This window comes from Vibrio hepatarius (assembly GCF_001274785.1).
Classification (GTDB): domain Bacteria; phylum Pseudomonadota; class Gammaproteobacteria; order Enterobacterales; family Vibrionaceae; genus Vibrio; species Vibrio hepatarius.
Genome location: NZ_LHPI01000025.1, coordinates 29,269 through 54,928 on the forward strand (window position 1 = coordinate 29,269; position 25,660 = coordinate 54,928).

26 protein-coding genes are annotated in these 25,660 nt (G+C 46.6%); 21 read left to right on the top strand and 5 right to left on the bottom strand.

The genetic code is table 11. The features are described from left to right. Window positions 1-3: 3 nt before the first annotated feature. The 18 genes from cheY to AKJ31_RS19685 all read left to right on the top strand — a co-directional run bounded on the left by cheY (window position 4) and on the right by AKJ31_RS19685 (window position 15,291). Window positions 4-372 carry a chemotaxis response regulator CheY gene (gene cheY / locus AKJ31_RS19600; protein ID WP_053410859.1) on the top strand — a complete coding sequence of 123 codons (369 nt, stop codon included), beginning with the start codon at window positions 4-6 and terminating at the stop codon, window positions 370-372. A gap of 32 nt (window positions 373-404) precedes the next feature. Further along, entirely contained in the window at window positions 405-1,124 is a 720-nt protein-coding gene (locus AKJ31_RS19605) for a protein phosphatase CheZ (RefSeq protein ID WP_053410724.1), read from the top strand. A 9-nt stretch (window positions 1,125-1,133) separates the two neighbouring features. After that, window positions 1,134-3,290 carry a chemotaxis protein CheA gene (locus AKJ31_RS19610; protein ID WP_053410725.1) on the top strand — a complete coding sequence of 719 codons (2,157 nt, stop codon included), beginning with the start codon at window positions 1,134-1,136 and terminating at the stop codon, window positions 3,288-3,290. Between the two features lie 23 nt (window positions 3,291-3,313). Beyond that, window positions 3,314-4,453, top strand: coding sequence for a protein-glutamate methylesterase/protein-glutamine glutaminase (locus tag AKJ31_RS19615; protein WP_053410726.1), 1,140 nt, complete (start codon window positions 3,314-3,316; stop codon window positions 4,451-4,453). A gap of 9 nt (window positions 4,454-4,462) precedes the next feature. Then, complete coding sequence (locus AKJ31_RS19620; protein ID WP_053410727.1) at window positions 4,463-5,239, top strand: ParA family protein; 777 nt, start codon at window positions 4,463-4,465, stop codon at window positions 5,237-5,239. Continuing rightward, window positions 5,232-6,182: a chemotaxis protein CheW gene (locus AKJ31_RS19625; protein ID WP_053410728.1), complete on the top strand. Its 951-nt coding sequence runs from the start codon at window positions 5,232-5,234 to the stop codon at window positions 6,180-6,182. Before AKJ31_RS19620 ends, AKJ31_RS19625 begins: the two co-directional genes overlap by 8 nt. A 37-nt stretch (window positions 6,183-6,219) precedes the next feature. Next, window positions 6,220-6,714 (top strand): chemotaxis protein CheW, encoded by a 495-nt coding sequence (locus tag AKJ31_RS19630; protein WP_053410729.1) that lies wholly within the window; start codon window positions 6,220-6,222, stop codon window positions 6,712-6,714. After that, entirely contained in the window at window positions 6,714-7,205 is a 492-nt protein-coding gene (locus AKJ31_RS19635) for a DUF2802 domain-containing protein (protein ID WP_053410730.1), read from the top strand. Before AKJ31_RS19630 ends, AKJ31_RS19635 begins: the two co-directional genes overlap by 1 nt. A gap of 199 nt (window positions 7,206-7,404) precedes the next feature. Beyond that, the gene (gene ccmA, locus AKJ31_RS19640) at window positions 7,405-8,025 is read left to right on the top strand and encodes a cytochrome c biogenesis heme-transporting ATPase CcmA (RefSeq protein WP_053410731.1); all 621 of its coding nucleotides are present in this window, start codon (window positions 7,405-7,407) and stop codon (window positions 8,023-8,025) included. Window positions 8,026-8,027: 2 nt separating this feature from the next. Then, window positions 8,028-8,696: a heme exporter protein CcmB gene (gene ccmB / locus AKJ31_RS19645; RefSeq protein WP_053410732.1), complete on the top strand. Its 669-nt coding sequence runs from the start codon at window positions 8,028-8,030 to the stop codon at window positions 8,694-8,696. Between the two features lie 103 nt (window positions 8,697-8,799). Then, window positions 8,800-9,552: a heme ABC transporter permease gene (locus AKJ31_RS19650; RefSeq protein WP_053410733.1), complete on the top strand. Its 753-nt coding sequence runs from the start codon at window positions 8,800-8,802 to the stop codon at window positions 9,550-9,552. Window positions 9,553-9,555: 3 nt separating this feature from the next. Further along, on the top strand, window positions 9,556-9,762 hold the full coding sequence (gene ccmD, locus AKJ31_RS19655) for a heme exporter protein CcmD (protein WP_053410734.1): 207 nt from the start codon (window positions 9,556-9,558) through the stop codon (window positions 9,760-9,762). Continuing rightward, window positions 9,759-10,244, top strand: a complete 486-nt coding sequence (gene ccmE / locus AKJ31_RS19660) for a cytochrome c maturation protein CcmE (RefSeq protein WP_053410735.1) — start codon at window positions 9,759-9,761, stop codon at window positions 10,242-10,244. Before ccmD ends, ccmE begins: the two co-directional genes overlap by 4 nt. Continuing rightward, window positions 10,241-12,199 (top strand): heme lyase CcmF/NrfE family subunit, encoded by a 1,959-nt coding sequence (locus AKJ31_RS19665; protein WP_053410736.1) that lies wholly within the window; start codon window positions 10,241-10,243, stop codon window positions 12,197-12,199. The genes ccmE and AKJ31_RS19665 overlap by 4 nt, the downstream gene beginning before the upstream one ends. Then, the gene (locus AKJ31_RS19670) at window positions 12,199-12,753 is read left to right on the top strand and encodes a DsbE family thiol:disulfide interchange protein (protein WP_053410737.1); all 555 of its coding nucleotides are present in this window, start codon (window positions 12,199-12,201) and stop codon (window positions 12,751-12,753) included. Before AKJ31_RS19665 ends, AKJ31_RS19670 begins: the two co-directional genes overlap by 1 nt. Next, window positions 12,750-13,229, top strand: a complete 480-nt coding sequence (locus tag AKJ31_RS19675; protein WP_053410738.1) for a cytochrome c-type biogenesis protein — start codon at window positions 12,750-12,752, stop codon at window positions 13,227-13,229. The genes AKJ31_RS19670 and AKJ31_RS19675 overlap by 4 nt, the downstream gene beginning before the upstream one ends. Further along, window positions 13,229-14,446, top strand: coding sequence for a c-type cytochrome biogenesis protein CcmI (gene ccmI, locus AKJ31_RS19680; RefSeq protein ID WP_053410739.1), 1,218 nt, complete (start codon window positions 13,229-13,231; stop codon window positions 14,444-14,446). Before AKJ31_RS19675 ends, ccmI begins: the two co-directional genes overlap by 1 nt. Window positions 14,447-14,511: 65 nt before the next feature. After that, window positions 14,512-15,291 carry an MlaA family lipoprotein gene (locus AKJ31_RS19685; protein WP_053410740.1) on the top strand — a complete coding sequence of 260 codons (780 nt, stop codon included), beginning with the start codon at window positions 14,512-14,514 and terminating at the stop codon, window positions 15,289-15,291. Window positions 15,292-15,354: 63 nt separating this feature from the next. Here the strand turns inward: AKJ31_RS19685 and AKJ31_RS19690 are convergent, their stop codons facing one another. From AKJ31_RS19690 to AKJ31_RS19705, 4 genes are all read right to left on the bottom strand, one after another. Further along, a complete protein-coding gene (locus tag AKJ31_RS19690) occupies window positions 15,355-16,647 on the bottom strand; it encodes an outer membrane protein transport protein (RefSeq protein ID WP_053410741.1) in 1,293 nt (430 codons plus the stop codon). Between the two features lie 308 nt (window positions 16,648-16,955). Then, complete coding sequence (locus AKJ31_RS19695; RefSeq protein WP_053410742.1) at window positions 16,956-18,236, bottom strand: outer membrane protein transport protein; 1,281 nt, start codon at window positions 18,234-18,236, stop codon at window positions 16,956-16,958. Between the two features lie 271 nt (window positions 18,237-18,507). Beyond that, window positions 18,508-19,239: a DUF3379 domain-containing protein gene (locus AKJ31_RS19700; RefSeq protein WP_053410743.1), complete on the bottom strand. Its 732-nt coding sequence runs from the start codon at window positions 19,237-19,239 to the stop codon at window positions 18,508-18,510. After that, window positions 19,232-19,738 carry a sigma-70 family RNA polymerase sigma factor gene (locus AKJ31_RS19705; RefSeq protein ID WP_245639080.1) on the bottom strand — a complete coding sequence of 169 codons (507 nt, stop codon included), beginning with the start codon at window positions 19,736-19,738 and terminating at the stop codon, window positions 19,232-19,234. Before AKJ31_RS19705 ends, AKJ31_RS19700 begins: the two co-directional genes overlap by 8 nt. Before the next feature lie 680 nt (window positions 19,739-20,418). On the opposite strand from AKJ31_RS19705, the gene fadI reads away from it, so the two are divergent. From fadI to AKJ31_RS19720, 3 genes are all read left to right on the top strand, one after another. Then, a complete protein-coding gene (fadI, locus tag AKJ31_RS19710; RefSeq protein ID WP_053410745.1) occupies window positions 20,419-21,726 on the top strand; it encodes an acetyl-CoA C-acyltransferase FadI in 1,308 nt (435 codons plus the stop codon). Next, entirely contained in the window at window positions 21,726-23,849 is a 2,124-nt protein-coding gene (gene fadJ, locus AKJ31_RS19715; RefSeq protein WP_053410746.1) for a fatty acid oxidation complex subunit alpha FadJ, read from the top strand. The genes fadI and fadJ overlap by 1 nt, the downstream gene beginning before the upstream one ends. A gap of 102 nt (window positions 23,850-23,951) precedes the next feature. After that, on the top strand, window positions 23,952-24,500 hold the full coding sequence (locus tag AKJ31_RS19720) for an NAD(P)H nitroreductase (RefSeq protein WP_053410747.1): 549 nt from the start codon (window positions 23,952-23,954) through the stop codon (window positions 24,498-24,500). A gap of 84 nt (window positions 24,501-24,584) precedes the next feature. Here the strand turns inward: AKJ31_RS19720 and AKJ31_RS19725 are convergent, their stop codons facing one another. Continuing rightward, on the bottom strand, window positions 24,585-25,460 hold the full coding sequence (locus AKJ31_RS19725; protein ID WP_053410748.1) for a LysR family transcriptional regulator: 876 nt from the start codon (window positions 25,458-25,460) through the stop codon (window positions 24,585-24,587). Window positions 25,461-25,660: the final 200 nt, after the last annotated feature.

Sequence of the window (25,660 nt, forward strand, 5' to 3'; positions counted from 1 at the left end):
AACATGAAGATCCTTATTGTTGATGATTTTTCAACAATGCGCCGTATTGTTAAGAACCTACTTCGCGATCTGGGTTTCAATAATACATCAGAAGCTGATGACGGCTTGACGGCGTTACCTATGCTTAAAAAAGGTGAGTTCGACTTCGTCGTGACAGACTGGAATATGCCAGGGATGCAAGGTATTGACCTCCTGAAACATATCCGCGCAGATGCTGAGCTAAAGCATCTACCTGTTCTTATGATTACCGCGGAAGCAAAACGCGAACAGATCATCGAAGCGGCACAAGCGGGTGTAAATGGCTACATTGTTAAGCCTTTCACAGCTGCGACACTAAAAGAGAAGCTAGATAAGATTTTTGAACGTTTATAGTCTATAACTCAAGGCGTTAAGGCCAATTCAGAATGATTTCATTAGAGCAAGCGAAACAACTCGTAACGCTACTAGAAAATGAGCAACAACAAGAAGCCAATCTTCTTGTGAAAGATCTGTACGAAAATGCTTCGAATGCGGTGATTGAAGAGCTTGGTGAATTAACTCGCGATCTTCATGAAGCAATCAAGCAGTTCAGTAGCGATGAACGAATGAGTCAAATTGCCAATGACGAAATCCCAGATGCCAGGGATCGCCTTCAGTATGTCATTGATAAGACCGAAGATGCTGCAAACAAAACCATGGACGCTGTTGATCGCTGCATGCCAATAGCTGAAAACTTGCACGAAGGTCTGCTCAAAGTTCGTCCTCAGTGGAATGAACTAATGTACGGGCGCATTGATATCACTGAGTTTAAAGCGCTATGCCACAACATTGATGACCTACTTGGTCAAGTTGAAGGGGATAGCTCTGAATTACGCGGTCAATTGACCGAGATCTTGATGGCTCAGGATTTTCAGGACTTAACCGGACAAATTATTTCCAGAGTGATTACACTGGTGAATGAGCTTGAAAATCGGTTAGTCAATATTCTAGCGGCACATAAAAACTCGTCGTTGGATAAGAATACAGATAACAACAAAAAAGCATCTACGGACCCAGAAGGTCCGATTCTCAACCCTCACGAGCGAGAGGATGCCGTTTCATCGCAAGATGAAGTCGATGACCTTCTCTCGAGTCTTGGGTTTTAGAGGTATTATATGAGCTACGATTTAGACGAAGATATTCTTCAGGACTTTTTGGTTGAAGCTGGCGAGATACTAGAACTTCTCTCTGAGCAGCTGGTTGAGTTGGAAAACAATCCAGATGACAAAGATCTATTAAACGCCATTTTCCGAGGCTTCCACACCGTTAAAGGTGGCGCAGGTTTCTTGTCTTTGACAGAACTTGTTGATACCTGCCACGGTGCAGAGAACGTGTTTGATATTTTGCGTAACGGTCAGCGTCAAGTAGACGCGAGTCTCATGGACACCATGCTACAAGCATTGGATACCGTTAACGAACAATTCCAGGCGGTTCAAGATCGTGAACCTCTCGTCGCAGCAGATCAATCCTTACTTGATGAACTGCACCGTCTAAGTAAGCCTGCCTCTGCGGAAGAAGCAAGCGTAGCTCAAGTCCCTGACATAGAACCTGTGGTAGAGGCGCCAGTGGAAGTGCCGGCTGAAACGCCAGTGTCCGCAGAAACGTCGGCAAATTCAATCGACGAAATCACCCAAGACGAATTTGAAAAACTGCTTGATGAACTGCACGGTAAAGGCACTGCGCCGAGTAGTGCAGCACCTGCTGCTTCTGCGCCATCAAAGTCAGAAGACGAAGCGAGTGGTGATATTACCGATGACGAGTTCGAGAAATTACTCGATGAGCTACACGGCGTCGGAAAAGCACCTGGCGATGCGGTTGCAGAGTCCGCGACGCCACCGCCGACTCCTGCTCCACAACCGAGTGCATCTGGCGATAGTGATTTAATGACCGACGAGGAGTTTGAAAAACTGCTCGACGAGTTGCACGGTAGTGGCAAAGGCCCTTCAGTCGAAGAACTGGAAGCGGCAACTAAGCCAGCTTCCGCGAACCTACAAGTTGAAGCAAAACCAGTTGCTGCACCTGCGCCAGTGAAAGCGCCTGAGAAATCTGTCCCTGCTAAATCAGAAGCGGCGACGCCAGCGAAGAAAACACAAGCAGAAGCAACAGTCCGTGTTGATACCTCGACACTAGATACCATTATGAACATGGTTGGTGAGTTGGTATTGGTACGTAACCGTCTGCTTAGCCTTGGTTTGAACAGTGCTGACGAAGAAATGTCGAAAGCGGTAGCAAACCTAGATGTTGTTACTGCTGACTTGCAAGGCGCGGTGATGAAAACGCGTATGCAACCGATCAAGAAAGTATTTGGCCGTTTCCCTCGTGTTGTTCGAGATTTGGCGCGTAGTCTGAAAAAAGATATCTCGCTTGAGATGCGCGGTGAAGATACTGACCTAGATAAGAACCTAGTTGAAGCGCTTGCCGATCCGTTGATTCACTTGGTGCGTAACTCAGTCGACCATGGTATCGAAATGCCGGAAGACCGCGTTGCTGCAGGTAAACCAAGTACAGGTAAAGTGATTCTATCTGCTGCTCAAGAAGGCGACCATATTGAACTGGCTATCGTGGATGACGGTGGCGGTATGGACCCAGATAAACTTCGAGCAATTGCGGTTAAACGTGGCATTATGGACGAAGATGCGGCTTCGCGTCTTACCAATAAAGAGTGTTTCAACCTGATCTTTATGCCTGGTTTCTCGAGCAAAGAGAAAATTTCTGATATTTCAGGCCGTGGTGTAGGGATGGACGTTGTGAAAACAGCGATCAATACCTTGAATGGCTCAATAGATATCGATTCTGAAATGGGCCAAGGTACTAAGATCACCATCAAAGTGCCATTAACGCTGGCGATTCTGCCAACACTGATGGTTGGTGTAGGGGGGCATCCGTTTGCGCTGCCATTAGCGAGCGTGAATGAGATTTTCCACTTAGATCTAAGCCGCACGAACGTTGTTGATGGTCAGTTGACGATTATTGTGCGTGATAAGTCGATTCCTTTGTTCTACTTGCAAAACTGGCTAACACCAAACATGGGGCTAGTAGAGCAGCGTAAAGGTCACGGACATGTTGTGATTGTTCAACTGGGTAGCCAGCGAGTTGGCTTTGTGGTTGATACGCTTATCGGCCAAGAAGAAGTGGTTATTAAGCCGCTAGATAAACTGCTACAAGGCACTCCAGGTATGGCGGGTGCAACAATTACGAGTGATGGTCATATCGCATTGATTCTAGACGTGCCAGATCTGCTAAAGCAGTACGCGGCAGCTTCACGAATCTAGGTCATAGGAACTAAAGGAAAGATATGGCAATTAAAGTATTAGTCGTCGATGATTCAAGTTTTTTCCGCCGCCGAGTGAGTGAAATCATTAACTCGGAAGCACGACTAGAAGTGGTAGACGTTGCAACCAATGGCAAAGAAGCAGTAGAAAAAGCACTGCGCATTAAGCCAGACGTGATTACCATGGATATTGAAATGCCAGTGATGGATGGTATCACAGCGGTACGTGAAATCATGGCGCAGTGTCCTGTTCCTATCTTAATGTTTTCGTCCTTAACTCACGACGGGGCGAAAGCGACACTTGATGCACTCGAGGCGGGTGCATTGGATTTTCTGCCGAAAAAGTTCGAAGATATTGCGCGTAATCGCGACGAAGCTGTGACTCTTTTGCAGCAGCGTGTGATTCATATTGCCTCTCGTCGTGCCTTTATGCGCCGTACGAGACCAGTGAGTCCGGTGAAATCACCAAGTTCATCTGCGCCAACTTCAAGCTTGCTGAATCGACAAACGACATCGAGCGGCACACTACCGCGCTCAACTGCGGCTGCAAAACCAGCTATAAACGCGCGTTTTCGCTCATCTGGCAAGAAATATCAGTTAACCGCGATTGGCACTTCAACAGGGGGCCCAGTTGCGCTACAAAAAATTCTAACCAATTTGCCTGCCAACTATCCACATCCGATTGTTTTAATCCAGCATATGCCTGCAACCTTTACCGCAGCATTTGCCACCCGTTTGAACTCTCTGTGTAAGATTCAGGTGAAAGAAGCGGAAAATGGCGATGTGTTAAAACCGGGTGTCGCGTATTTGGCGCCAGGTGGCAAGCAGATGATGATCGAAGGTCGTCCGGGTTCGGCTAAGTTACGTATCCTAGACGGTGGTGAACGCATGAATTACAAGCCATGTGTTGATGTGACCTTTGGTAGCGCCGCGAAAATTTACCATGACCAAGTGTTGTCAATGGTATTGACGGGAATGGGAGCGGACGGACGAGAAGGCGCGAGAATGTTGAAGAGCGCTGGCTCAACGGTCTGGGCGCAAGATGAAGAAAGCTGTGTGGTTTACGGCATGCCTCAAGCGGTGGCAAAAGCGGGTATTTCTACTGAAGATTTGCCGCTGGAACGTATCGCAGAACGCATGTTGGTCGAAGTCGGCTTGGCCTAGAGGTTTGTCATGATTGTATGGAGCATTGCAAACCAAAAAGGCGGCGTAGGTAAGACCACCACGACGATTACTTTAGCTGGCTTGTTAAGTCAGCAGGGGAAGCGCGTGTTGCTTGTCGATACCGATCCACACGCTTCACTAACTACCTATTTAGGTTATGACTCAGATAATGTGCCCGTCAGTCTGTTTGACCTGTTTCAGTTGAAAGAGTTTACCGAGCAAACGGTCGCTCCGCTGATTATGCAGTCCAACATCGAGGGGATAGATATTATCCCAGCGCACATGTCTTTGGCGACGCTAGACCGCGTGATGGGAAACCGCAGTGGCATGGGGTTGATCTTAAAACGTGCTTTGCTAGCGCTAAGAAAACGTTATGACTACGTACTGATCGACTGTCCTCCAATCCTTGGGGTAATGATGGTTAACGCATTGGCTGCGAGTGACCGTATTCTTATCCCTGTACAGACCGAATTTCTGGCGATGAAAGGCCTAGAGCGCATGGTGCGTACGTTGGCGATTATGCAGAAATCGCGTGGTAAATCGTTCAACGTGACCATTGTGCCAACGATGTACGATAAGCGAACGAGAGCGTCGCTACAGACCTTACAGCAACTGAAAAGAGACTACCCAGAGCAAGTTTGGTCGTCGGCGGTACCGATTGATACTAAGTTCCGTGACGCTAGTTTGAAGCACCTGCCGGTGTCTCACTTTGCATCGGGAAGCCGAGGTGTGTTTGCTTACAAGCAGTTATTGCTTCATCTAGAGAGGTTATCGATCAATGGCTAATCAGTCGCTCTCGAGTGAACAAGCGTTGGATGATTACTTCTCTGCGCTGCTTGAAGACAGCGCGGATGAAGTGGCCGAATTAACACCAATAGAACCTGTGGTGGAACTGGTACCAGAACCTAAACTGCAGCCGGTAGAAGAGCCTCACTTTGTTGAACCTGAGTTGGAAGAGGTTGACGTTCCTAACCTTGAAGATGTGGAACGCTTACTCAAACAACTAGAAGCGTCTAACCCAGTTGATGAGGTTGATGTCGAGCATATTCTCGAACAAAACACCATGAGTATCGCTCAGTCTCAGCCTGTTGTTGAAGAGATCCAAGAATGGGACACAGAGACGCTGGTTGAAGAGACAGTTGTGGAAACAGCGACGGTTGAGTTGGATGTTACCCCGGAAGTCATTGAGCCAGAAATTGATATTGCTATCAACACCGTGCCTGAGGTTGAAACGCAACCACAAGAAGCGAGTGAAGAGCTGTGGCAGAGCAGAGCGAGAAACGAACGCTTTCAAGTTTTGTACTTCGATGTTAACGGTGTGCTATTTGCGGTTCCGCTTGACGAGTTGGGTGGAATACACCGACTTGGCGAACTAAACCATTTAATCGGTCGACCAGCTTGGTACTTAGGTTTACAAACCAGTCGTGACGCGCAATTGGATGTTGTTGATACAGCCAAGTGGGTGATGTCTGAAAAAATTAAGGATGACGCTTACAAAGACGCGTATGAATACGTGGTAATGTTAGGCGAAAGTATGTGGGGCTTGGCTTCTACCCAACTTAAAGGAACAGAAGCGCTGGAACCAGAAACCGTGCGTTGGCGAGAAAAGGCAGGTAAACGCCCTTGGCTCGCAGGCATGGTAAAAGAAAAAATGTGTGCTTTGATCCATGTTGACGCATTAATCGCTATGCTTAATGCAGGGCTTGATGTTAAAGCACTAGATAATTAGAACATTTATGCCGCTTTAGGCTTAGAGAGGATTAGGTATGTCTCAAACTAACGAAGTAGAAGTAAGAAAAGACCAGTCTAACGACGAAGTGCTTCAGTGGGTGACGTTCCAGCTAGAAGAGGAAACCTACGGTATCAATGTAATGCAGGTACGTGAAGTATTGCGTTACACAGAGATCGCTCCAGTTCCAGGTGCTCCTGACTATGTACTAGGTATCATCAATCTGCGTGGTAACGTTGTGACCGTTATTGATACACGTTCGCGCTTTGGTTTGGTTGAAGGTGAGATCACCGACAACACGCGTATTATCGTGATTGAATCTGAGCACCAAGTGATCGGTATTCTGGTCGATAGTGTGGCTGAAGTGGTTTACTTACGTTCTTCTGAAATCGATACAACACCAAGTGTGGGTACGGATGAAAGTGCTAAGTTCATTCAAGGTGTAAGCAACCGCGACGGCAAACTGCTTATCCTTGTTGATTTGAACAAGCTACTGACAGACGAAGAATGGGATGAGATGGCTCACCTATAATGGATTTCGCTTGGATTGTTAATGACCCGGTATTAGCTGGGTCTTTGGCTGCTGTTGTTGTACTTGTGCTGTTCGTTTTTATGCGAATGAAGCGCAGTCAAGCGCGAGCGTTTGAACATGCGCGTCAACAAAACCGTAAGTTAGATAAAGAACTGCAAAAAGCGAACAAGCAATTGCTTGAAGTCCGTTCGGTTGTGGTTGGTCTGGGTCAAAGAGTCAGTGAACAACAGGACATCATCCAGCATCTTAATGAACGAATCACCGAGCTTGAACAAGAAGACAGCGACGGTCGCTTGTATTCTCGAGCGAGTAAAATGGTTCAGTTGGGCGCGGATATCAATGAGTTGATTGAAGAGTGTGAATTGCCTAAAGCAGAAGCCGAACTCATGATGTCACTGCAGAAGAAGATCGCTGGTAAAGAGAAAGTACCGCCGATGGAGAGTAACCCAGAGCGGCAAAGAGCTCTCGCCCGTCAGAGACGTGCAAGATAACAACACAATGATTGAAAGAAAGGTGCTCTAGGGCACCTTTTTTATTTCTGAATGTAACCATTTAGGGGTAGATAAGTTTCTATATGCATAATTGTTAACAGATTCTTACTCAGTTTCGTGATTCGTATAGGTCTAATGCTGTGTTGTGCTTTACAGGCTGTGGTAATATAGCGACTCAAAATTTTAGTAGTGACAGCACATGTTAGAAGTATCCCAGCTTACCGCCATTAGAGATGAAAGAATTTTATTTGAATCCCTTTCTTTTACTATAGATACCGGAGAGTTAGTACAGATTGAAGGTCGCAACGGTACAGGTAAAACGACCTTACTACGTATCGTGACAGGGCTGGGTGACCGTGATAATGGCGAGATATTTTGGAATGGTGAAAATATCGAATCTAACCGTGATGCGTACCATGAAGACTTACTGTTTCTTGGCCATAGCACTGGGGTGAAACGAGAGCTAACAGCATACGAGAACTTACGCTTCTACCTCAACATCCATTCAAAAACACCGGTAAGCAAAGAACAGATATACAACGCACTAACTAAAGTTGGCCTCGCGGGTAGGGAAGATGTTCCTGTCGCACAGCTTTCTGCAGGTCAACAACGCCGCGTGGCATTAGCGCGCTTGTGGCTGAGTCAGCATAAACTGTGGATTTTGGACGAACCTTTGACCGCGATCGATAAACAGGGCGTAAAGGTGCTGGAGTCACTATTTTTGAACCATGCGGAACAGGGCGGCATTGTGGTGTTAACCACTCACCAAGATATGTTTACCGATAACCCTAAACTTAGAAAAATCAAACTGGGTGATTAATCATGTTAGCGACTATGAATAGTATTGTGCGCCGCGAACTTTTAATCGCTTTCCGCCGTCAAGCTGATGTTTTTAACCCACTGTGGTTTTTTATCATCGTTATTACCTTATTTCCTCTTAGCATCGGGCCTGAGCCGAACTTATTAGCGCGAATTGCCGCTGGTATCGTCTGGGTGGCTGCGTTGCTTTCGGCATTGCTCTCTCTCGAACGACTGTTTCGTGATGATTTTCAAGACGGTTCGTTGGAACAAATGATGCTTATGCCTGTCCCATTACCGATTGTAGTGATCTCCAAAGTGATCGCCCACTGGGTACTGACAGGTTTGCCACTGATTTTAATTAGCCCATTGCTCGCGATTCTACTCTCTTTGGATTTCAACACTTGGTTGGCGGTTGTGCTGACTTTGTTGGTTGGTACGCCGACGTTAAGTTTTATCGGAGCCATTGGTGTCGCCCTAACCGTTGGGTTGCAAAAAGGGGGCGTACTGCTGAGCTTGCTGGTACTGCCGCTGTATATTCCGATTCTGATTTTTGCAACCTCGGCAATTGACGCTGCATCACTCAGTGTTGCGTATAACGGTCAGTTAGCCATTTTAGGTGCGATGTTTATGGGAGCATTCACCTTAACGCCGTTTGCAATTAGTGCCGCGCTGCGTGTAAGCGTGAATTAGTTGTTTTCGATCAAGCACGAAATTTTCCCGTTATATAAATTACAAATAAAAATTGTCACTACGATTTGAGTGACGCAAAACTGAAGTAAGAGTGAGAATAAACATGTGGAAGTGGCTCCATCCTTATGCCAAGCCTGAAACCACTTATCAACTGTGTGGTAAGTTGCTGCCTTGGTTTTCCATTTTAGCCCTATTGTGCCTGTCGATCGGTACGGTACTCGGCTTAGCGTTTGCTCCGGCGGATTACCAACAAGGTGATAGTTTCCGAATTATCTACATTCATGTTCCAGCTGCAATCTGGTCGATGGGTGTCTACATGTCGATGGCGATTGCCGCATTTATTGGTATTGTTTGGCAAGTTCGCTTGTCAGATATGGCAGCATCGGCAATGGCTCCTATAGGCGCGGTTTACACCTTTATTGCTCTTTTAACTGGCGCTATCTGGGGCAAACCTATGTGGGGAACCTGGTGGGTTTGGGATGCTCGTCTAACCTCAGAACTGATTCTGCTATTCCTCTACCTAGGTGTTATTGCGCTTTACCACGCATTTGACGACCAAAAAACAGCCGCGAAAGCAGCGGGTATTTTGGCGATTGTCGGTGTGGTGAACTTACCGATTATCCATTTCTCCGTCGAGTGGTGGAACACGCTACACCAGGGTGCGACGATTACTAAGTTCGAAAAACCATCTATTTCAAGCGACATGTTATGGCCGCTGCTCCTTAATATCTTCGGTTTCGCATTTTTCTTCGGCTCAGTAACCATGATTCGTTTACGTAACGAAATCCTAAACAAAGAGAGTCACCGTCCGTGGGTGATTAAACTTGCCGAAGCTAAATCTCAGAGAGGTAATTAAATTATGCATTTCGAATCTTTGAGTGATTTTTTTGCTATGGGCGGATACGCAGGTTATGTGTGGAGCGCCTTTGGTATTACGTTTTTGTCAATGCTGATCCTTTTGTTTGTTAGCGTACGTCGCGGCGACGCGCTGTTAAAAGAAGTTCAGTCAAAAATTGACCGACAAGCCCGCATTGAAGCAGCTAAGAATTTGGAGAACACACTATGAACCCAAGACGTAAAAAGAGGCTCGGCATTGTTCTTGCGATCTTTATTGGTATTGGCGCCACTATCGGCCTAATGCTTTACGCTCTGAACCAAAACATGGACCTGTTTTACACACCGACAGAACTAGTAAATGGTAAACCTGACGGTACCAAACCAGAAGTTGGCCAGCGTCTTCGTATCGGCGGTATGGTTGTTGAAGGTTCTGTAAAGCGTGATCCTGAGTCGCTACGCGTTTCATTTGACCTACATGATGTCGGCCCGAAAGTGACTATCGTTTACGACGGTATTCTTCCGGATCTATTCCGCGAAGGGCAGGGTATTGTGGCTCAAGGTGTTCTTTTAGATTCAACAACGGTTGAAGCGTTTGAAGTACTGGCTAAGCACGACGAAGAGTACATGCCGCCAGAAATCGCAGAAGCGATGAAGAAAACGCACGAACCGCTTCAATACACTGAACAACAAAAACAAGGAAGCGGTCAATGATTGCTGAAATTGGTCATTTCGCTCTGATCGTCTCTTTGGCGATGGCAGTACTACTGAGTGTGCTGCCATTAGTAGGCGCATCTCGAAATAACACGATGTTGATGAACACCGCAAGACCGCTGTCTTGGGGCATGTTCCTACTACTTTTATTCTCTTTTGGCGCTCTGCTTTGGGCGTTTTACACCAACGACTTTACCCTTAACTATGTGGCAACCAACTCAAACAGCCAGTTGCCATGGTATTACCGTTTAACAGCGGTATGGGGTGCGCACGAAGGTTCGTTGTTGCTGTGGGTCCTGATCCAAGCGGCGTGGACCATCGCGGTTGCGACGTTCAGTCGTGGTATGCCACAAGAATCGGTCGCTCGTGTACTTGCAGTTATGGGTATGATCAGCGTTGGCTTCTTGCTATTTATCATTGTCACGTCAAACCCATTCCTGCGAACGTTACCGTTCTTCCCTGTGGATGGTCGTGACCTTAACCCACTGCTGCAAGATCCGGGTCTTATCATTCACCCTCCAATGCTGTACATGGGCTATGTTGGTTTCTCAGTTGCGTTCTCGTTTGCGATTGCTTCGCTGATGACAGGCCGTTTGGATACGGCATGGGCGCGTTGGTCTCGTCCTTGGACAACCGCCGCGTGGCTATTCTTGACGCTGGGTATCGCACTAGGCTCTTGGTGGGCGTATTACGAACTAGGCTGGGGCGGCTGGTGGTTCTGGGACCCAGTAGAAAATGCGTCATTTATGCCTTGGTTAGCGGGTACAGCGCTGATGCACTCACTCGCGGTTACGGAAAAACGCGGTACGTTTAAAGCGTGGACGGTGCTACTGGCGATCTCTGCCTTCTCGCTCAGCTTACTAGGTACCTTCCTTGTTCGTTCAGGCATTTTGGTATCGGTACACGCGTTTGCCTCTGACCCATCTCGCGGCATGTTTATCCTTGGTTTCTTAGTGTTTGTGATCGGCGGTTCCCTATTGCTGTTCGCACTGAAAGGCGCTTCGGTACGCGTACGTGGTAATTTCGACCTCGTATCACGTGAAAACGCATTGCTGGCGAACAACGTTCTACTGATTGCTGCATTAGTTGTCGTGCTAGTGGGTACTCTGCTGCCATTGGTACACAAACAAATCGGTTTGGGCTCGGTATCTATCGGTGCTCCGTTCTTCGATATGTTGTTTGCCTGGTTGATGATTCCATTCTCATTCTTACTGGGTATTGGTCCTCTGATTCGCTGGAAGCGCGACAATCTATCGGGCTTGTTAAAGCCGATGCTAATTTCAGGTGTGGCTTCGTTTGCACTTGCTGGTGTGTTCGTAACCTTATTCTCTGAGTTCTTCCAGTTTATGGCGTACCTCGGTTGGGTAATGGCGCTGTGGATCATCTTCATGCACGGCTTTGAACTTCACGAACGTGCGACGCATCGTCACAGCTTTTTTGAAGGTGTTAAGAAACTTCAACGCAGTCACTGGGCGATGATGTTGGGTCATATCGGCCTAGCAGTATCGGTGATCGGTATTGCGATGGTGCAGAACTACAGCATCGAGCGTGATGTGCGTTTGGCACCAGGTGAGCACTACCAAATCCAAGGCTATGATTTCTACTTTAAAGGTCTGCGTGATAAAGATGGCCCGAACTACGATGGCTATATCGCTGACTTTGAAATTAAGCGCGATGGTCAGTATGTGAATACGCTTCATGCCGAGAAACGTTTCTACCGCACAGCGCGTTCAATGATGACCGAAGCGGCAATCGATCGTGGCGTAACCCGTGATCTATACATCGCGATGGGTGAACGTTTAGAAGACAATAAGTCGTGGGCAGTTCGTATCTACTACAAACCGTTCGTTCGCTGGATCTGGGCGGGTGCATTACTTATGTCGCTTGGCGGTGCTATCGCGATCAGCGATAAACGTTACCGTTTTAGAAAAAGCGCGAAGAAGCAGGAGGCATAATGAATAAGAAGCATCTATTTATTCCGCTGGTTGCATTTTTAGGCTTGGTGGCAGTGTTTGCCACCCAGCTGATTAAAAACTCTCACGGTGACGATCCAACGAAACTTGAGTCGGTACTGGTGGGCAAATCGGTACCAGAATTCCGTCTGGAAGATCTGGCTGAGCCAGGCAAGTTGTACGATCAGGCGATCTTTAAAGGTGAGCCACTGTTGCTTAATGTGTGGGCGACTTGGTGTCCAACCTGTTATGCCGAACACCAATACCTCAATCAACTTGCGGGCGAGGGCGTGAAGATCATCGGTATGAACTACAAAGACGACCGTACGAAAGCGATTGGTTGGTTAAACGACCTTGGCAATCCGTATCTGATCAGTTTATTTGATGGTAATGGCATGCTTGGTTTGGATCTTGGTGTCTACGGCGCACCGGAAACTTTCTTGATTGACGCTAACGGTGTGATTCGTTACCGACATGTTGGTGACGTAAATGACCGTAACTGGAATGAAACTCTTAAGCCGATGTATGAGCAACTATTGGCGGAGGCGAAGTCATGAAGAAGTTAGTGTTAACTCTTTTTGCAGCCTTAACTCTGTCTATGGCAGCGCATGCAGCGATTCAGATTTATGAATTTGAAACCTTGGAGCAAGAGCAGCAGTTTAAAGAGCTTGGCAGTACGCTGCGTTGCCCTAAGTGTCAAAACAATACCATCGCGGATTCTAACGCAGAGCTGGCAGTCGACTTACGTCAGAAAGTATATGAAATGACCAAAGAGGGTAAGTCTAAGCAAGAGATCATCGATTATATGACGGCCCGATATGGTAACTTCGTAACCTATAATCCTCCGTTTACTGCAGCGACTTCTATTCTGTGGCTAGGCCCACTGTTTGTCGTGGTGTTTGGTTTTGGCTTTATTGTGTTAAGAAGCCGCAGCAAAAAAGCAGCGTCTAAGCAGCCAGAAACTTGGGATGGTGACAAAGAAGCCCGCCTGAAAGAACTGCTAAATGAAAAGAATGATGGAGATAAGCAGTAATGACATTATTTTGGATAGCCTCTGTCGTCCTTGTTGTTTTTAGCTGTATTTTGATTGCGTTACCTATCTACAGACAGAAGGTAAACAATGACGAAGCGTTGCGTGATGAGCTCAACAAAGCGTTCTACAAGGATCGTTTATCTGAGCTGCAAGAAGAAGCCGAAGAAGGTTTGGTCGAAGACCAGCAAGACCTGATTGAAGACCTAAAGCAATCGTTGCTTGATGATATTCCGGCTCAAAAAGACAATGCAAATGGCAGCTCAATTTCTCCAATGGCGGTGCTAATCCCATCAGTTATCGTGGTGATTGTGTTGTCTTACGGTATGTACATGAAGTTTGGTGCTCACCAAGAAGTGCAAGAGTGGCAACAAGTTACGGCTAACCTACCTGCGTTGTCTAAAAAACTGATGGCACCAGAAGGTGCGGCGTTGAGTGACGATGAAATGCGTGACCTGACTCTTGCGCTACGTACACGTCTGCACTATCAGCCTGATGACTCGACTGGCTGGCTGTTACTTGGCCGTATCGCGTTGGCCAATCGTGACGTTGATACCGCAATTGGTTCGATGAAGAAAGCTTACGATCTTGAGCCGAAAGACCCAGACGTCATGCTTGGTTTTGCTCAAGCGCTGATGTTGTCTCAAGATGATGTGGAACAAGATCAAGCACGACGTATTCTTGGTGAACTAGTCAAAGACGATTACGTTGATTTGCGCGTTTTCTCACTGCTCGCGTTTGATGCTTTTGAGCGTAAAGATTTTCCCGCGGCAATTCGCTACTGGAGCGTGATGCAGCAAATGATCGGTCCGCAAGACAGTCGTTATGAAATGCTAAGTCGCAGTATTGAGAATGCGCAAAAGCAAATGGGACAGCAAGTGGGTACAGGTAAGTCGGTATCAGTAGCAATCTCAGTGGCAGATAACGTCTCAGTAGACCCGAATGCTGCGTTGATTGTTTCTGTTCACACCGCTGATGGCTCTCCAATGCCTGTAGCAGCGGCTCGATACCCGGTAGGCTCACTACCTCGTACGGTTGTACTGGATGATGGCAATAGCATGATTGCTGAGCGTAAACTATCCTCACTAGATACGTTAATGGTGCGTGTGCGAATCGACAGCGACGGAAATGTTGCAACCAAACAAGGGGACTGGTTTGGTGAGAGTGAAGCAGTTAAAATGGGCGAATCAGTTACTGTAGTTATTGATAAGCAGTACTAAAACCGCCAGTTGAATGAAATAAGGCCGGTTCATGTGACCGGCCTTTTTTATGGAAAATAATAATTATGATTAGGATAAAGTCGCGGATATGGCCCTTATTGTGTGCCGTACTCGTATTGTCAGGATGCGCTGGAACACCTCAAGAAAGTGACGAAGCCGAATATAACGTTGAAGCTGAAAACGCCCATGTGAACGACCCCTTCGAAGGGTTTAACCGAACCATGTGGACAATCAACTACGATTATCTCGATCCTTATATTTTGCGCCCAGTGTCTATGGCCTATGTTGGTTACGTACCGTCGCCACTGCGAAAAGGTATTGCGAACTTTCTTGGTAACTTAGATGAACCCTCGAGCATGATTAACAATTTACTGATGGGTAACGGCGAAAAAGCGGTCGATCACTTTAACCGTTTTTGGATCAACAGTACGTTTGGTCTACTAGGTTTAATCGATATTGCTTCGGCTGCAGGTATTACCGACCATAATGAGAAAACATTTGGCGATGCAGTGGGGCATTATGGTGTTGGAAATGGACCTTATGTGATGGTACCTGGTTACGGACCGTGGACAGTACGAGAAACTGGCGATGTTGTTGATGGGATGTATGTGCCACTGTCTTACCTGAACATTTGGGCTGGACTAGGTAAATGGGCATTAGAAGGCCTAGAAAGCCGCGCAGCGGTCGTTTCGCAAGAAGCAATGCTGCACAACTCACCTGATCCATACGCACTTGTCAGAGAAGCGTACATTCAGCATCAAGACTTCAAAGCCGAAATTGAAGTTGAAGATCAATATGATGCTGAAGAAGAAGCATACTTGGATGAATACTTAGACGAATACTGATAAGTACCAAAAAAGAAAAGGCTTGGTTGATACCAAGCCTTTTTCGTCTCTATCACATGGAGTTTAGAAGCGGTAATTCGCTTGAACACCGATTAGCCATACGTGGCCACTTGTTTCACCAACAAATTGGCCACCAACGGCTTGGGCTGCATCGTCAGAGTCGTAGCCGCGCGATTCAGTGATCGGTGCGTCTTTAGCAATAATGTAGGTAAAGCCGCCATCAAGTGTAAACTGTTTAGTGAAGTCGTAGCTTGCACCTAGGCTCAGCCAAGTACGATCCGTTTCTGGAATTGTGATGGTGCGGTTTTTATCACTTACTGCAGACGTATCGTAAGCAACACCAGTGCGTAGGGTTAGTTTAGGGTCAACTTGGTATGTTGCGCCCACAGCGAAGCGATAGTTATCTTTCCAGTTTTCAACCTTAACCATTTGAGTGCCTAAGGTATCTAGTTCCGCTTCCAATTTTTCAAAACTACTCCAATCGGTCCAGTTAAAACTCGCGTGAAGGGCAAGTTTTTCAGAAACTTGGTGGAAGCTTGCAAGCTCGGCTGTTGCAGGTAGTGAAAGATCCATATGGCCATCTTCGCGCGTACCATTCGCTAGACCAAAGCCAAGACCGGTGGCGTAGCCTTCAAGTTTTAGGTCTACGGCGGACTTGTACGAGATACCAACGCGGTGATTTGGGTTAAGTTGCCATGCTGCACCGATTTGCCATCCCCAAGCTGTATCGTCACCTTCCATGTACTTAAGTGTATCGCCTTCATTTAGAGGAGCAACAGCTGCGGTTTGGGAAGGAACGGTTGCACCAAAACTGCCTTCACCCATTACGTATCGAATACCACCACCAACGCTTACTGTTTCAGTAAGTTGGTAGCCTATGTTTAAGTTCGCTTCGACGGTAGTGATGCTTGCTTCGTTTCCGAAATGAGCCGCAGTAAAGTCAGTGCCCAGATCCGTTTCCATACCGTAGTTAGTGCCGAAAGCTAGGCCAACTGCTAGTTTTTCGTTGTAGCGATGAGATACATATAAGTTAGGGATGACCGCATCATTAGCGAAGTCGTCGGACTCGCTGCGTACATCGCCGGTCACGAAGCGGGTGCTTCCATCGACGTCAAGGTTTGGGTTTACATAGATAGCGCCAACAGAAACTTGTGTACCCTCTAAATAAGTAAGCATCGCCGGGTTGCGCCACTGCGCACTGGCGTTGTCTGCCATTGCCGCTTCGCCAGCGTACGCACGACCAAGGCCTGTTGCCGAGTATTCTGCTAACTGAAAGCCTGCTGCGCTAACCGTTGAAGACACAGTTGCTAAACCACATGCCACTGCAAAAGACAGGAGAGTCTTATTTGTTTTCATTCTAATGTTCGCTGAATTTTGTGAGTTTTAGTCATGCGATCATACGGTTAGAGTAAAAACTTTAAAGTTAAAATGACTTTGAGATATAAATTTTAGGATTTAATACCTTAAAAACGATATAGGTAGTTAAAAATGCTAAATTAACAAAGGTGTAATAAGAAGTTGAGCGTACACATGTAGCATGTATACGGGAGTTTCACTTACAGGTGTAAGCTAAAATTCAGCGAATATTCGAAGTAGATAAAAAAATCAGAAACAAAAAAGGCCAGCTCTCGCTGACCTTTTAACAGATATAACGCTAACTTGTCTTAGAAAGTACGGCTGTACTGAAGACCAACTAGGATAGCATCGGCAGTTGTTGTACCTTCCACTTGAGTGGCTAAGTAAACACCTGGTGTTGGTGTTGGAAGAGCTTTGGTCTCTTTAACATCCACTTCTTTGCCCATTAAGTAAGTAAAACCAAAGTCAATGTTTGATTTTTCAGTTAAATGGTAAGTGAAACCAGTAGAGAACCACTGACGGTCAGAGTCTGGCACTGAAATCGAGCGAGTATCATCCTGCGCACTGGTGTCGTACATGTAGCCTGCGCGTAATGTCCAGTCTTGGTTTAGGTAATATGTACCACCAATCGCGTAGTGCATACCGTCTTGCCAGTTGTAATCGTTCAGATCACCAGCTTTTTTACTTTCCAGTACGTCGAATGATTCCCAACCGATCCATTGTACGCTGTAGTGCACCGCGAATTTGGTATCTTGAATGCGGTGGTAACCAGAAAACTCTAGGATGTCTGGCAGCGGCATGTAGATAGTATCGCTGTTAAGTTTTGCGCCACCGTATGTAGTATCACCTTTTGCTTCTAGTTCAGGGCTGTAATGGTAAGCTAGGCCAAAACGGTTGTTTTCGTTTAGCTCATAAACCGTACCAAGGTTAAAGCCTACAGCCCAACCATCAGCGTCCACGTCTAAAAGCTCCGGTCCGCCTGTTAGTGCACGCTCTAATTTACCTTGACCATAAATCAAATCTAGACCTGCACCAAAGCTCCATTGTTCATTTAAACGGTATGAACCAGCTAAACCAAAGTTTACGCTTTTTACGTCTGTTAGGCCGGCGTATTCGCCAGCAGCATAGCTATCAGAGAACTCTGTTTTAGTACCAAAGTTAGTGTAAGCGTTAATACCCCAAGCAAACTTATCATTTACTGGCACAATCAAGTGAATATTTGGTGCAATCGACGTATCACCAGCATCATCGTAGTCAGCATTTACTTGTTTTACTGCGCCAACTGGTGTGCCGGTAGCAGTAACTGGTACAGAAGTATATTTTGCATCTTTAACTTCAATCATAGAAGTGATGCTTTCAAAACCTAGTGACAGAGAAGTTTCGTCAAATAGAGCCATTGCCGCTGGGTTACGAGCCATTACAGATGCGTTATCTGCGATTACAGCATCACCAGCAAACGCACGGCCGATACCAGTCGCTGATTGTGCATTAAGTTGGAAGCCTGCAGCGAGAGCTTGCTGCGAAGCGAGTGTTGCGGTTGTGATGGTCACTGCTAATAGTGACTTTTTAAACAGACGCGTCTTGTTCATTGTTGCTTTTTCCTTTTTCTAATATTCGCCTCTAGGTGGGCGATATATTTGAGCAAAAGCTCAGTTGGTGGCTGATACTAGACTCAAGTATAAAATATAGAAATCCGACCATTGCCTATTTGGGCGATAAAATTACCGAAATGGTGGTTATTTGGCAGGAAATAGGCGCAAAATATATTTTTTTAGAGTCTAAGCTCTAAAAAAATGAGAAAAAATAGGCTTGAGACAGCGCCTCAAGCCTTGAGTTAGATCACAAAATGTTATTTTTTTGTTAAATTGATGGTTTAATCATAGTTGCGATCTTTTCGGCGATCTTAGCGACGTTTTCGCCTTGTTCGCCAACCAGTATCATACTGGTATTTCCGATTGGTTCGACGAAACCAGACATACCATCTTTAACAAAGCTCTCTGCCTGAGCTGATGATAGACCTGTAAAGAACAACGTCACTTTGCCCGCTTCACCCTGAAAAACCATGTGCAGGGCGTTGGATTTACCAAATCCGCAATGATTCAAGTAATAGACGTGGTACGGGAAAGAGTCACTCAACTGATGCTGGTAGGGTTCCATCTTGGCGTTGATCTGCGATAGCTGTACTTTCTCATCCAGTTGCTCAACAAATGACTTTTCATTAATTACGTGTTTGACCGCGGTATCTGCCAAGCTCGCTTGAGCTGGAGAAACAATTAGGTTGCCCCAATTCACTTGGCCCACCAAAATGCCGACAACAAAAGCAACCGAAGCAGCCATCGCCATTGCGCGTTTAGCAAAGTTTGGACGAACTACCTTGTCATCTTGGTGGCTCGACGTTTGGTTGAACAGAATTCTATCTGCCAGATCTTCCGGTACGTCAACCGACATCGCTTTAGCAATTTGGCTATCCAGATCTAAAATCTCATCAGCAAACTTGCTGTTGGATTCACTTCCTTTGATTGCCGCAGTGAGTTCACTGTCTCGACATTTCGGATCGGACATAATGCGACGACGAAATTCTAAATCATCCATTTTTCTGCCCCCTTTGACTGTTTTCTGGATCTGTCGCTTCTTTGAGTTGATTACGTGCACGGAATAAGCGTGTCATGACGGTATTCTTGTTTAATCCCAAAATCTCACCGATCTCTTCACCGCTAAACCCTCCAACTACTTGTAGGAATAGAGGCTCTCGGTATTCCACATCGAGCTTCATGATTTGCGCTTGAACCCATTCAGTTTGATGATGCGGGTCATCGCTGACTTTCGCCTCATTACCGAAGTCATCGATATCTACTAGGTCGAACTGTTTACGCTCAAAGCGGCGCGCGTTTTCGCGGCGAAGAATAGTAATTAACCAAGACTTTGCCGCTTTTTCATCCTGTAAGCTATCGAGTGACTTCCACGCTCTTAAGCAAGTTTCTTGCACCAAGTCTTCCGCAATGCTTGGGTCTTTTGACAACCAATAGGCATAGCGATACAAATCCCGGTGATAGGCTCTGACGAGCGCTTCGTATTTTCTTTGTCTGTCCATATCCGAGTTGACCGGGCGTTCAGACTTTTTCTTCCCAAAGAAGTTTATTATTGACACAATAGCCTCCCTAACGCTCTGTGGTTCGCTACCTAAAGCGGCGTATTCTGTTAATCATAGGCCGTTAAAAGAACGATTTGTTCAATGTAAATAGGGGATCGTGACCGACATAACTTGTTTAAAAGCTAGTCAGCGCTTGATATTTTGCCGTTGTAATTGAGATATATAGGCGATTCAACACGATAAACTCACTTAAAATTGATCTAATTCAAAATCCAATGTAACACAACGGTTATAGTAACTCCTGTCATCTAGTCGGCTCTGCCGGCATGTTGAGCAAGATGACACTTCCTTTTGAAGGCTGACTTTACTTTCTCCTAATCAGGAAACTGATTATTTTCAATTGGCGTAAGTTAATTGCTTTATACATTCCAACCACACAGTTTTGTGTGGTTTTTTTTTTGCCTAAACACCGCCCAAAGTGACACTTTCCTGACTTCAGATTCCATTCGGTTTGCCAATATACAAATCAGCGCCTTAACTGCTAAATTTGCAGTATTCTTATGGCGAATGCGACAAACACTTTTCCACTCTAAATCACGTTTATTTAAACGATCGTTTGATTGAATTAACATTTTCGTTACAGTGTTGTGGTCAGACCTCTTAAAATCCAAGGAGAAACAATGGGCAAACAGGAAGTGAGAACTCGCTCCGGAGAGCGTATCGCGATCGTTGCTGGTTTGCGTACCCCTTTTGCGCGCCAAAGCACGGAGTTTAGCCAAGTTCCAGCGGTGGACTTAGGCAAAATGGTGGTGAGTGAATTGATGGCTCGCACTGAAATTGATCCTAAATTGATTGATCAAGTTGTCTTTGGTCAAGTGGTTCAAATGCCAGAAGCGCCAAACATCGCTCGTGAGATTGTATTGGGTACAGGTATGAATATTCATACCGATGCTTACAGCGTGACGCGCGCGTGTGCGACGAGTTTTCAATCGGCGGTGAACGTTGCCGAGAGCATTATGTCGGGAACGATCGATATCGGTATCGCCGGCGGTGCTGATTCATCCTCAGTGTTGCCTATTGGCGTCTCGAAAAAGCTGGCGGCAAATCTACTGGCTTTGAGTAAGACCAAAACGGTTGGTCAGAAACTGAAGCTACTTAAAACCCTTTCACTAAAAGATTTAATGCCAGTCCCACCTGCAGTGGCTGAATATTCGACTGGTCTATCGATGGGACAAACCGCAGAGCAAATGGCGAAGTCTCATGGCATCAGTCGTGAAGACCAAGACGCGTTAGCGCATCGTTCTCACACCTTAGCCTCCCAAGCGTGGAAAGAGGGCAAGATCGAAGGGGAGGTGATGACTGCATTCCCTGAACCATACAAAAAGTGGATTTCGCAAGACAACAACGTGCGCCATGACTCCACACTAGAAGGCTACGCAAAACTGCGTCCTGCGTTCGACCGCCAATACGGTAGTGTGACTGCCGCAAACAGTACGCCATTAACAGACGGCGCCGCGGCGATCCTTTTGATGCGTGAAGGTCGTGCAAAAGAGCTTGGGCTTGAAGTAATGGGCTACATTCGCTCTTACGCGTTTTCTGCTATCGGGGTAGAGAAGGACATGCTCATGGGGCCTTCTTACTCGACGCCACTCGCACTAGAGCGAGCAGGGGTTGAGCTGTCAGATTTAACGCTAATCGATATGCACGAAGCATTTGCAGCGCAAACTCTCTCCAACGTCAAAATGTTTGCCAGCGATAAGTTCGCTCAAGAACACCTCGGCAGAGCAAAAGCAATTGGCGACATTGATATGGACAAGTTCAATGTTCTGGGCGGCTCTATCGCTTACGGGCACCCATTTGCAGCGACGGGCGCACGTATGATCACGCAGACTCTTCGCGAGCTTAAGCGACGTGGTGGTGGTCTTGCGCTGAATACTGCGTGCGCGGCTGGTGGCCTTGGTGCTGCGATGGTTTTGGAGGTTGAGTAATGAGCGAGCAAAAAGCATTTAACTTACGCATTGATGAACAAGAGATCGCTTGGTTGGCAATCGACGTACCCGGCGAGAAAATGAATACCCTCCAAGCAGCTTTTGCAGAAGAAATGGAGCAGGTATTTGAGCAGTTGAACGAGAAAAAGGGCGCAGTCAAAGGCTTGATTGTTCACTCTTTGAAGCCAGACAACTTTGTAGCGGGCGCGGATGTACGTATGTTAGACGCCTGTAAAACCGCAGAAGAGGCACAAGCGCTGGCAGAAAAGGGACAACAGATGTTCCAGCAGCTGTCAGATCTGCCTTATCCCGTGGTTGCCGCAATTCACGGCCCGTGTCTTGGTGGTGGTCTAGAGCTGGCGCTGGCGTGCGACTACCGTGTCTGTACAGAGTCAGATAAAACCCGCTTGGGTTTGCCAGAAGTTCAGTTAGGCCTATTGCCAGGATCTGGTGGTACGCAGCGCTTACCGCTTTTGATTGGTCTGCTTCCGTCATTGGATATGATCTTAACCGGTAAACAGTTGCGCGCGAAAAAAGCTAAAAAGCTCGGCGTGGTTGATGCGGTTGTACCAGATACGATTCTGTTGGATGTCGCGAAGCGTTTCGTCAACGACAACATCGGCAAGAAAAAAGCCAAACGTAAGGTTTCAACTAAAGAGAAGTTAATGGCGAACACTGGCTTTGGCCGCAAAGTTATCTTCGAACAAGCGGCGAAGAAAACCAACCAGAAGACTCGTGGCAACTACCCAGCCGCAGAGGCAATTTTGGAAGTGATTCGCTTTGGTCTTGAGCACGGTTTCGAAAAAGGCCAGAAGAAAGAAGCGGAGCGATTCGGTGAGTTAGTTATGACGTCTGAATCGAAAGCTCTTCGCTCAATTTTCTTTGCCACAACCGAAATGAAAAAAGAGCACGGTAGCGACGCAAAACCAAACAAGGTAGAGCGCGCAGCGGTACTTGGTGGTGGTTTAATGGGCGCGGGTATCAGTCACGTGAGTGTGGCTAAAGCGAAAGTTCCTGTGCGCATCAAAGATGTGTCGAACGATGGTGTTTTGAATGCGCTTCAGTACAACTACAAGTTGTTTGAAACGCAGCGCAAGCGTCGCATTGTTTCTAAACCGCAGTTGCAAGCGAACATGCTCCAGTTATCAGGCGGTACAGACTTTACCCGTTTTAATCATACCGATATCGTTGTTGAGGCGGTGTTTGAAGACTTGAACCTCAAACAGAAGATGGTTGCGGATGTGGAAGAGAACGCGAAACCAACCACCATCTTCGCGACCAACACCTCTTCGTTGCCGATTCACCAGATCGCGGAAAAAGCGCAGCGACCAGAGAACGTGGTCGGCTTGCACTACTTCAGCCCGGTAGAAAAAATGCCGTTAGTGGAAGTGATCCCGCATGAAGGTACGTCTGATGAGACCGTCTCAACTGTGGTTGAGTTTGCCCGCAAGCAAGGTAAAACGCCTATCGTGGTAAAAGATTGTGCGGGTTTCTACGTGAACCGCATCCTAGCGCCATATATGAACGAAGCCGCGCAAGTTTTGATGGCAGAAGAGCCGATTGAAGCCTTGGACAAAGCGTTGCTTAACTTTGGTTTCCCCGTTGGGCCTATCACTTTATTAGATGAAGTCGGCGTGGATATCGGCGCGAAAATAATGCCAATCTTGGTCGCAGAATTGGGTGAGCGATTCAAAGGTCCGGACGTATTCGACACCTTGCTTAACGACGACCGTAAAGGGCGTAAGAGCGGCAAAGGTTTCTACACCTACAAAGGTAAGAAGAAAGAAGTCGATAAATCTGTCTACAAACTGCTTGGTCTGAATCCAGAAGCGAAAATGTCAGAAAAAGACATCGCGATGCGCTGCGTACTGCCTATGCTGAACGAAGCGGTACGTTGTCTGGATGAAGGTATTATTCGCAGCCCTCGTGATGGTGATATCGGTGCGATCTTTGGTATCGGTTTCCCTCCGTTCCTGGGCGGCCCATTCCGCTATATGGATCAAATCGGTGCGAAGAAGCTAGTCGAGATCATGAACGAGCACGCGAGAAAGTACGGTGACCGGTTTGCTCCTTGTGACGGGTTACTGACGCGAGCGGGATTGGATCAACCCTTCTACGAATAGTCGTATGTTGTATGAAAAGGCGAACCTTTGGGTTCGCCTTTTTTATTATTGAGAGTTATTATCAAGAAAATACAGAGAAAATCTTAAATAGAAGGATTTCAAATGGATGCTTTAGATCTATTGCTCAACCGCCGCTCAATCGCCAAGCTCTCTGCGCCAGCACCAGAAGGTAAAGTGCTAGAAAACATCATCCGTGCAGGTTTGCGTGCGCCAGACCATGCGGGTTTAACACCGTGGCGCTTTGTCATCTCTCAAGGTGAAGGGTTGAACAAACTGTCTGACATTCTGGTCAAAGCGGCTGTTGCAGAACAAAGCGACGATGCAGTGGTAGAAAAAGTCAAGAATGCGCCGTTTCGTGCTCCTATGGTAATTACAGTGATCGCGAAAGTGACCGAACACGAAAAAGTGCCTGCACTTGAGCAATACCTCTCCGCCGGTTGTGCGGTGCAAGCGATGCAAATGGCTGCGGTTGCTCAGGGCTTCCAAGGTTTTTGGCGCTCAGGTAAATGGATGTTCCATGAAGAGGTACATAAAGCATTTGGCTTAGAGGGCGGCGATGAGATCGTGGGCTTCTTATACATAGGGACACCGGGCTGCACACCAATGAAAGTGCCAGAAAGAAATCTAAGCAAGTTCGTTGAATACTTGTAAGTCCGGTTAACCCAGAATAACAAGGTGTTGTTCTGTGTATCCCAGATAGAAAAAGAGCTTGGTCATTCCAAGCTCTTTTGCGTTCTAGTGAATGTTGTAGGCAATCACAAAGTCGATAAACAGGCGCACTTTTTCTGGCAAGTGGTCCTTGTGGTTGTAAAGCATGTAAATGTCACGCGGGTTTGCGCTCCAATCTTCTAATACCCGCACTAAGCTTCCGTCTGCCATGTATTCACGCAACATCACGTTAGGCATCAGGGTGATCCCCAAACCGTTCGAGCATGCGCTACGCACCACATCCAACGTGTTGGCTTGGAAACGTCCTTTGTCATTGTTCACAACCGTTTCGCCGTTTTGGTTGGTCAACTGCCATTTTAACAGCGGTGAGCCTTTAAGCAGGCTGTGTTGGTGTAGCTCTTCAGCGTGTTTTGGTGCGGGGTTGTTTTTCAGGTAGCTCGGACAAGCCACCAGGATGTCTTCTACGGAGCTGATTTTACGCGCGATAAGGCTAGAATCGCGTTGTGGGCCAACACGAAAAATCACGTCCCATTCGGTTGGATCAAGTTGTTCGGAATGGTTGCTGGTGGTAAGTACGATATTGATGTCCGGGTACTGCTGCATAAAAGCATTGAACATCGGCATCATCATACGCTTGGTCAAGTTAGAAGGTGCAGTAATACGGATTTTCCCTGCTGCGCCACGGCATTCATCAGAGATTCCTTCAGCTGTCGAGGTCAGACGATCTAGTAGAGGAGAACACTCATTGTAGAAGCGCTCGCCAGCTTCGGTAAGGGAAAGCTTGCGCGCGTGTCTATTTAACAGACGTAAGTTTAGAGAGTCCTCTAGAGCTTGTATACGTCGAGTAATCGTTGCAACTGGAATCATGTTTTTTCGTGAAGTTGCAGTGTAGCTTCCATTTTCGACCACAAGTCTAAATAGGTTGAGATCATCTAATTTCATTGTATCAGACACATTTTTTTACTAATTCGGGTAATTTATATCTATATCACGTGTCAAAGCTTGAGTCACATCAACTGTTTCACCGATATTCGATATTCCATACATATAGTATGCAACACAGTCGAATAGTGGAAGATTTGTATAAACAGCCGTAAAGGACTACTTTTTAATAAGTGCTTAAATTATCAAATAACAATAAC

Bases quoted from the DNA above. Each gene is read 5' to 3' on its own strand.
- AKJ31_RS19705 (WP_245639080.1), bottom strand. From the start codon at position 19,738: ATGGACAGACAAAGAAAATACGAAGCGCTCGTCAGAGCCTATCACCGG.
- AKJ31_RS19695 (WP_053410742.1), bottom strand. From the start codon at position 18,236: ATGAACAAGACGCGTCTGTTTAAAAAGTCACTATTAGCAGTGACCATC.
- ccmA (WP_053410731.1), top strand. From the start codon at position 7,405: ATGTTAGAAGTATCCCAGCTTACCGCCATTAGAGATGAAAGAATTTTA.
- ccmI (WP_053410739.1), top strand. From the start codon at position 13,229: ATGACATTATTTTGGATAGCCTCTGTCGTCCTTGTTGTTTTTAGCTGT.
- AKJ31_RS19685 (WP_053410740.1), top strand. From the start codon at position 14,512: ATGATTAGGATAAAGTCGCGGATATGGCCCTTATTGTGTGCCGTACTC.
- AKJ31_RS19700 (WP_053410743.1), bottom strand. From the start codon at position 19,239: ATGGATGATTTAGAATTTCGTCGTCGCATTATGTCCGATCCGAAATGT.
- AKJ31_RS19665 (WP_053410736.1), top strand. From the start codon at position 10,241: ATGATTGCTGAAATTGGTCATTTCGCTCTGATCGTCTCTTTGGCGATG.
- AKJ31_RS19720 (WP_053410747.1), top strand. From the start codon at position 23,952: ATGGATGCTTTAGATCTATTGCTCAACCGCCGCTCAATCGCCAAGCTC.
- cheY (WP_053410859.1), top strand. From the start codon at position 4: ATGAAGATCCTTATTGTTGATGATTTTTCAACAATGCGCCGTATTGTT.
- ccmE (WP_053410735.1), top strand. From the start codon at position 9,759: ATGAACCCAAGACGTAAAAAGAGGCTCGGCATTGTTCTTGCGATCTTT.
- AKJ31_RS19630 (WP_053410729.1), top strand. From the start codon at position 6,220: ATGTCTCAAACTAACGAAGTAGAAGTAAGAAAAGACCAGTCTAACGAC.
- AKJ31_RS19625 (WP_053410728.1), top strand. From the start codon at position 5,232: ATGGCTAATCAGTCGCTCTCGAGTGAACAAGCGTTGGATGATTACTTC.
- ccmB (WP_053410732.1), top strand. From the start codon at position 8,028: ATGTTAGCGACTATGAATAGTATTGTGCGCCGCGAACTTTTAATCGCT.
- AKJ31_RS19610 (WP_053410725.1), top strand. From the start codon at position 1,134: ATGAGCTACGATTTAGACGAAGATATTCTTCAGGACTTTTTGGTTGAA.
- AKJ31_RS19675 (WP_053410738.1), top strand. From the start codon at position 12,750: ATGAAGAAGTTAGTGTTAACTCTTTTTGCAGCCTTAACTCTGTCTATG.
- AKJ31_RS19615 (WP_053410726.1), top strand. From the start codon at position 3,314: ATGGCAATTAAAGTATTAGTCGTCGATGATTCAAGTTTTTTCCGCCGC.
- AKJ31_RS19635 (WP_053410730.1), top strand. From the start codon at position 6,714: ATGGATTTCGCTTGGATTGTTAATGACCCGGTATTAGCTGGGTCTTTG.
- AKJ31_RS19670 (WP_053410737.1), top strand. From the start codon at position 12,199: ATGAATAAGAAGCATCTATTTATTCCGCTGGTTGCATTTTTAGGCTTG.
- AKJ31_RS19605 (WP_053410724.1), top strand. From the start codon at position 405: ATGATTTCATTAGAGCAAGCGAAACAACTCGTAACGCTACTAGAAAAT.
- fadJ (WP_053410746.1), top strand. From the start codon at position 21,726: ATGAGCGAGCAAAAAGCATTTAACTTACGCATTGATGAACAAGAGATC.
- AKJ31_RS19620 (WP_053410727.1), top strand. From the start codon at position 4,463: ATGATTGTATGGAGCATTGCAAACCAAAAAGGCGGCGTAGGTAAGACC.
- fadI (WP_053410745.1), top strand. From the start codon at position 20,419: ATGGGCAAACAGGAAGTGAGAACTCGCTCCGGAGAGCGTATCGCGATC.
- AKJ31_RS19650 (WP_053410733.1), top strand. From the start codon at position 8,800: ATGTGGAAGTGGCTCCATCCTTATGCCAAGCCTGAAACCACTTATCAA.
- AKJ31_RS19725 (WP_053410748.1), bottom strand. From the start codon at position 25,460: ATGAAATTAGATGATCTCAACCTATTTAGACTTGTGGTCGAAAATGGA.
- ccmD (WP_053410734.1), top strand. From the start codon at position 9,556: ATGCATTTCGAATCTTTGAGTGATTTTTTTGCTATGGGCGGATACGCA.
- AKJ31_RS19690 (WP_053410741.1), bottom strand. From the start codon at position 16,647: ATGAAAACAAATAAGACTCTCCTGTCTTTTGCAGTGGCATGTGGTTTA.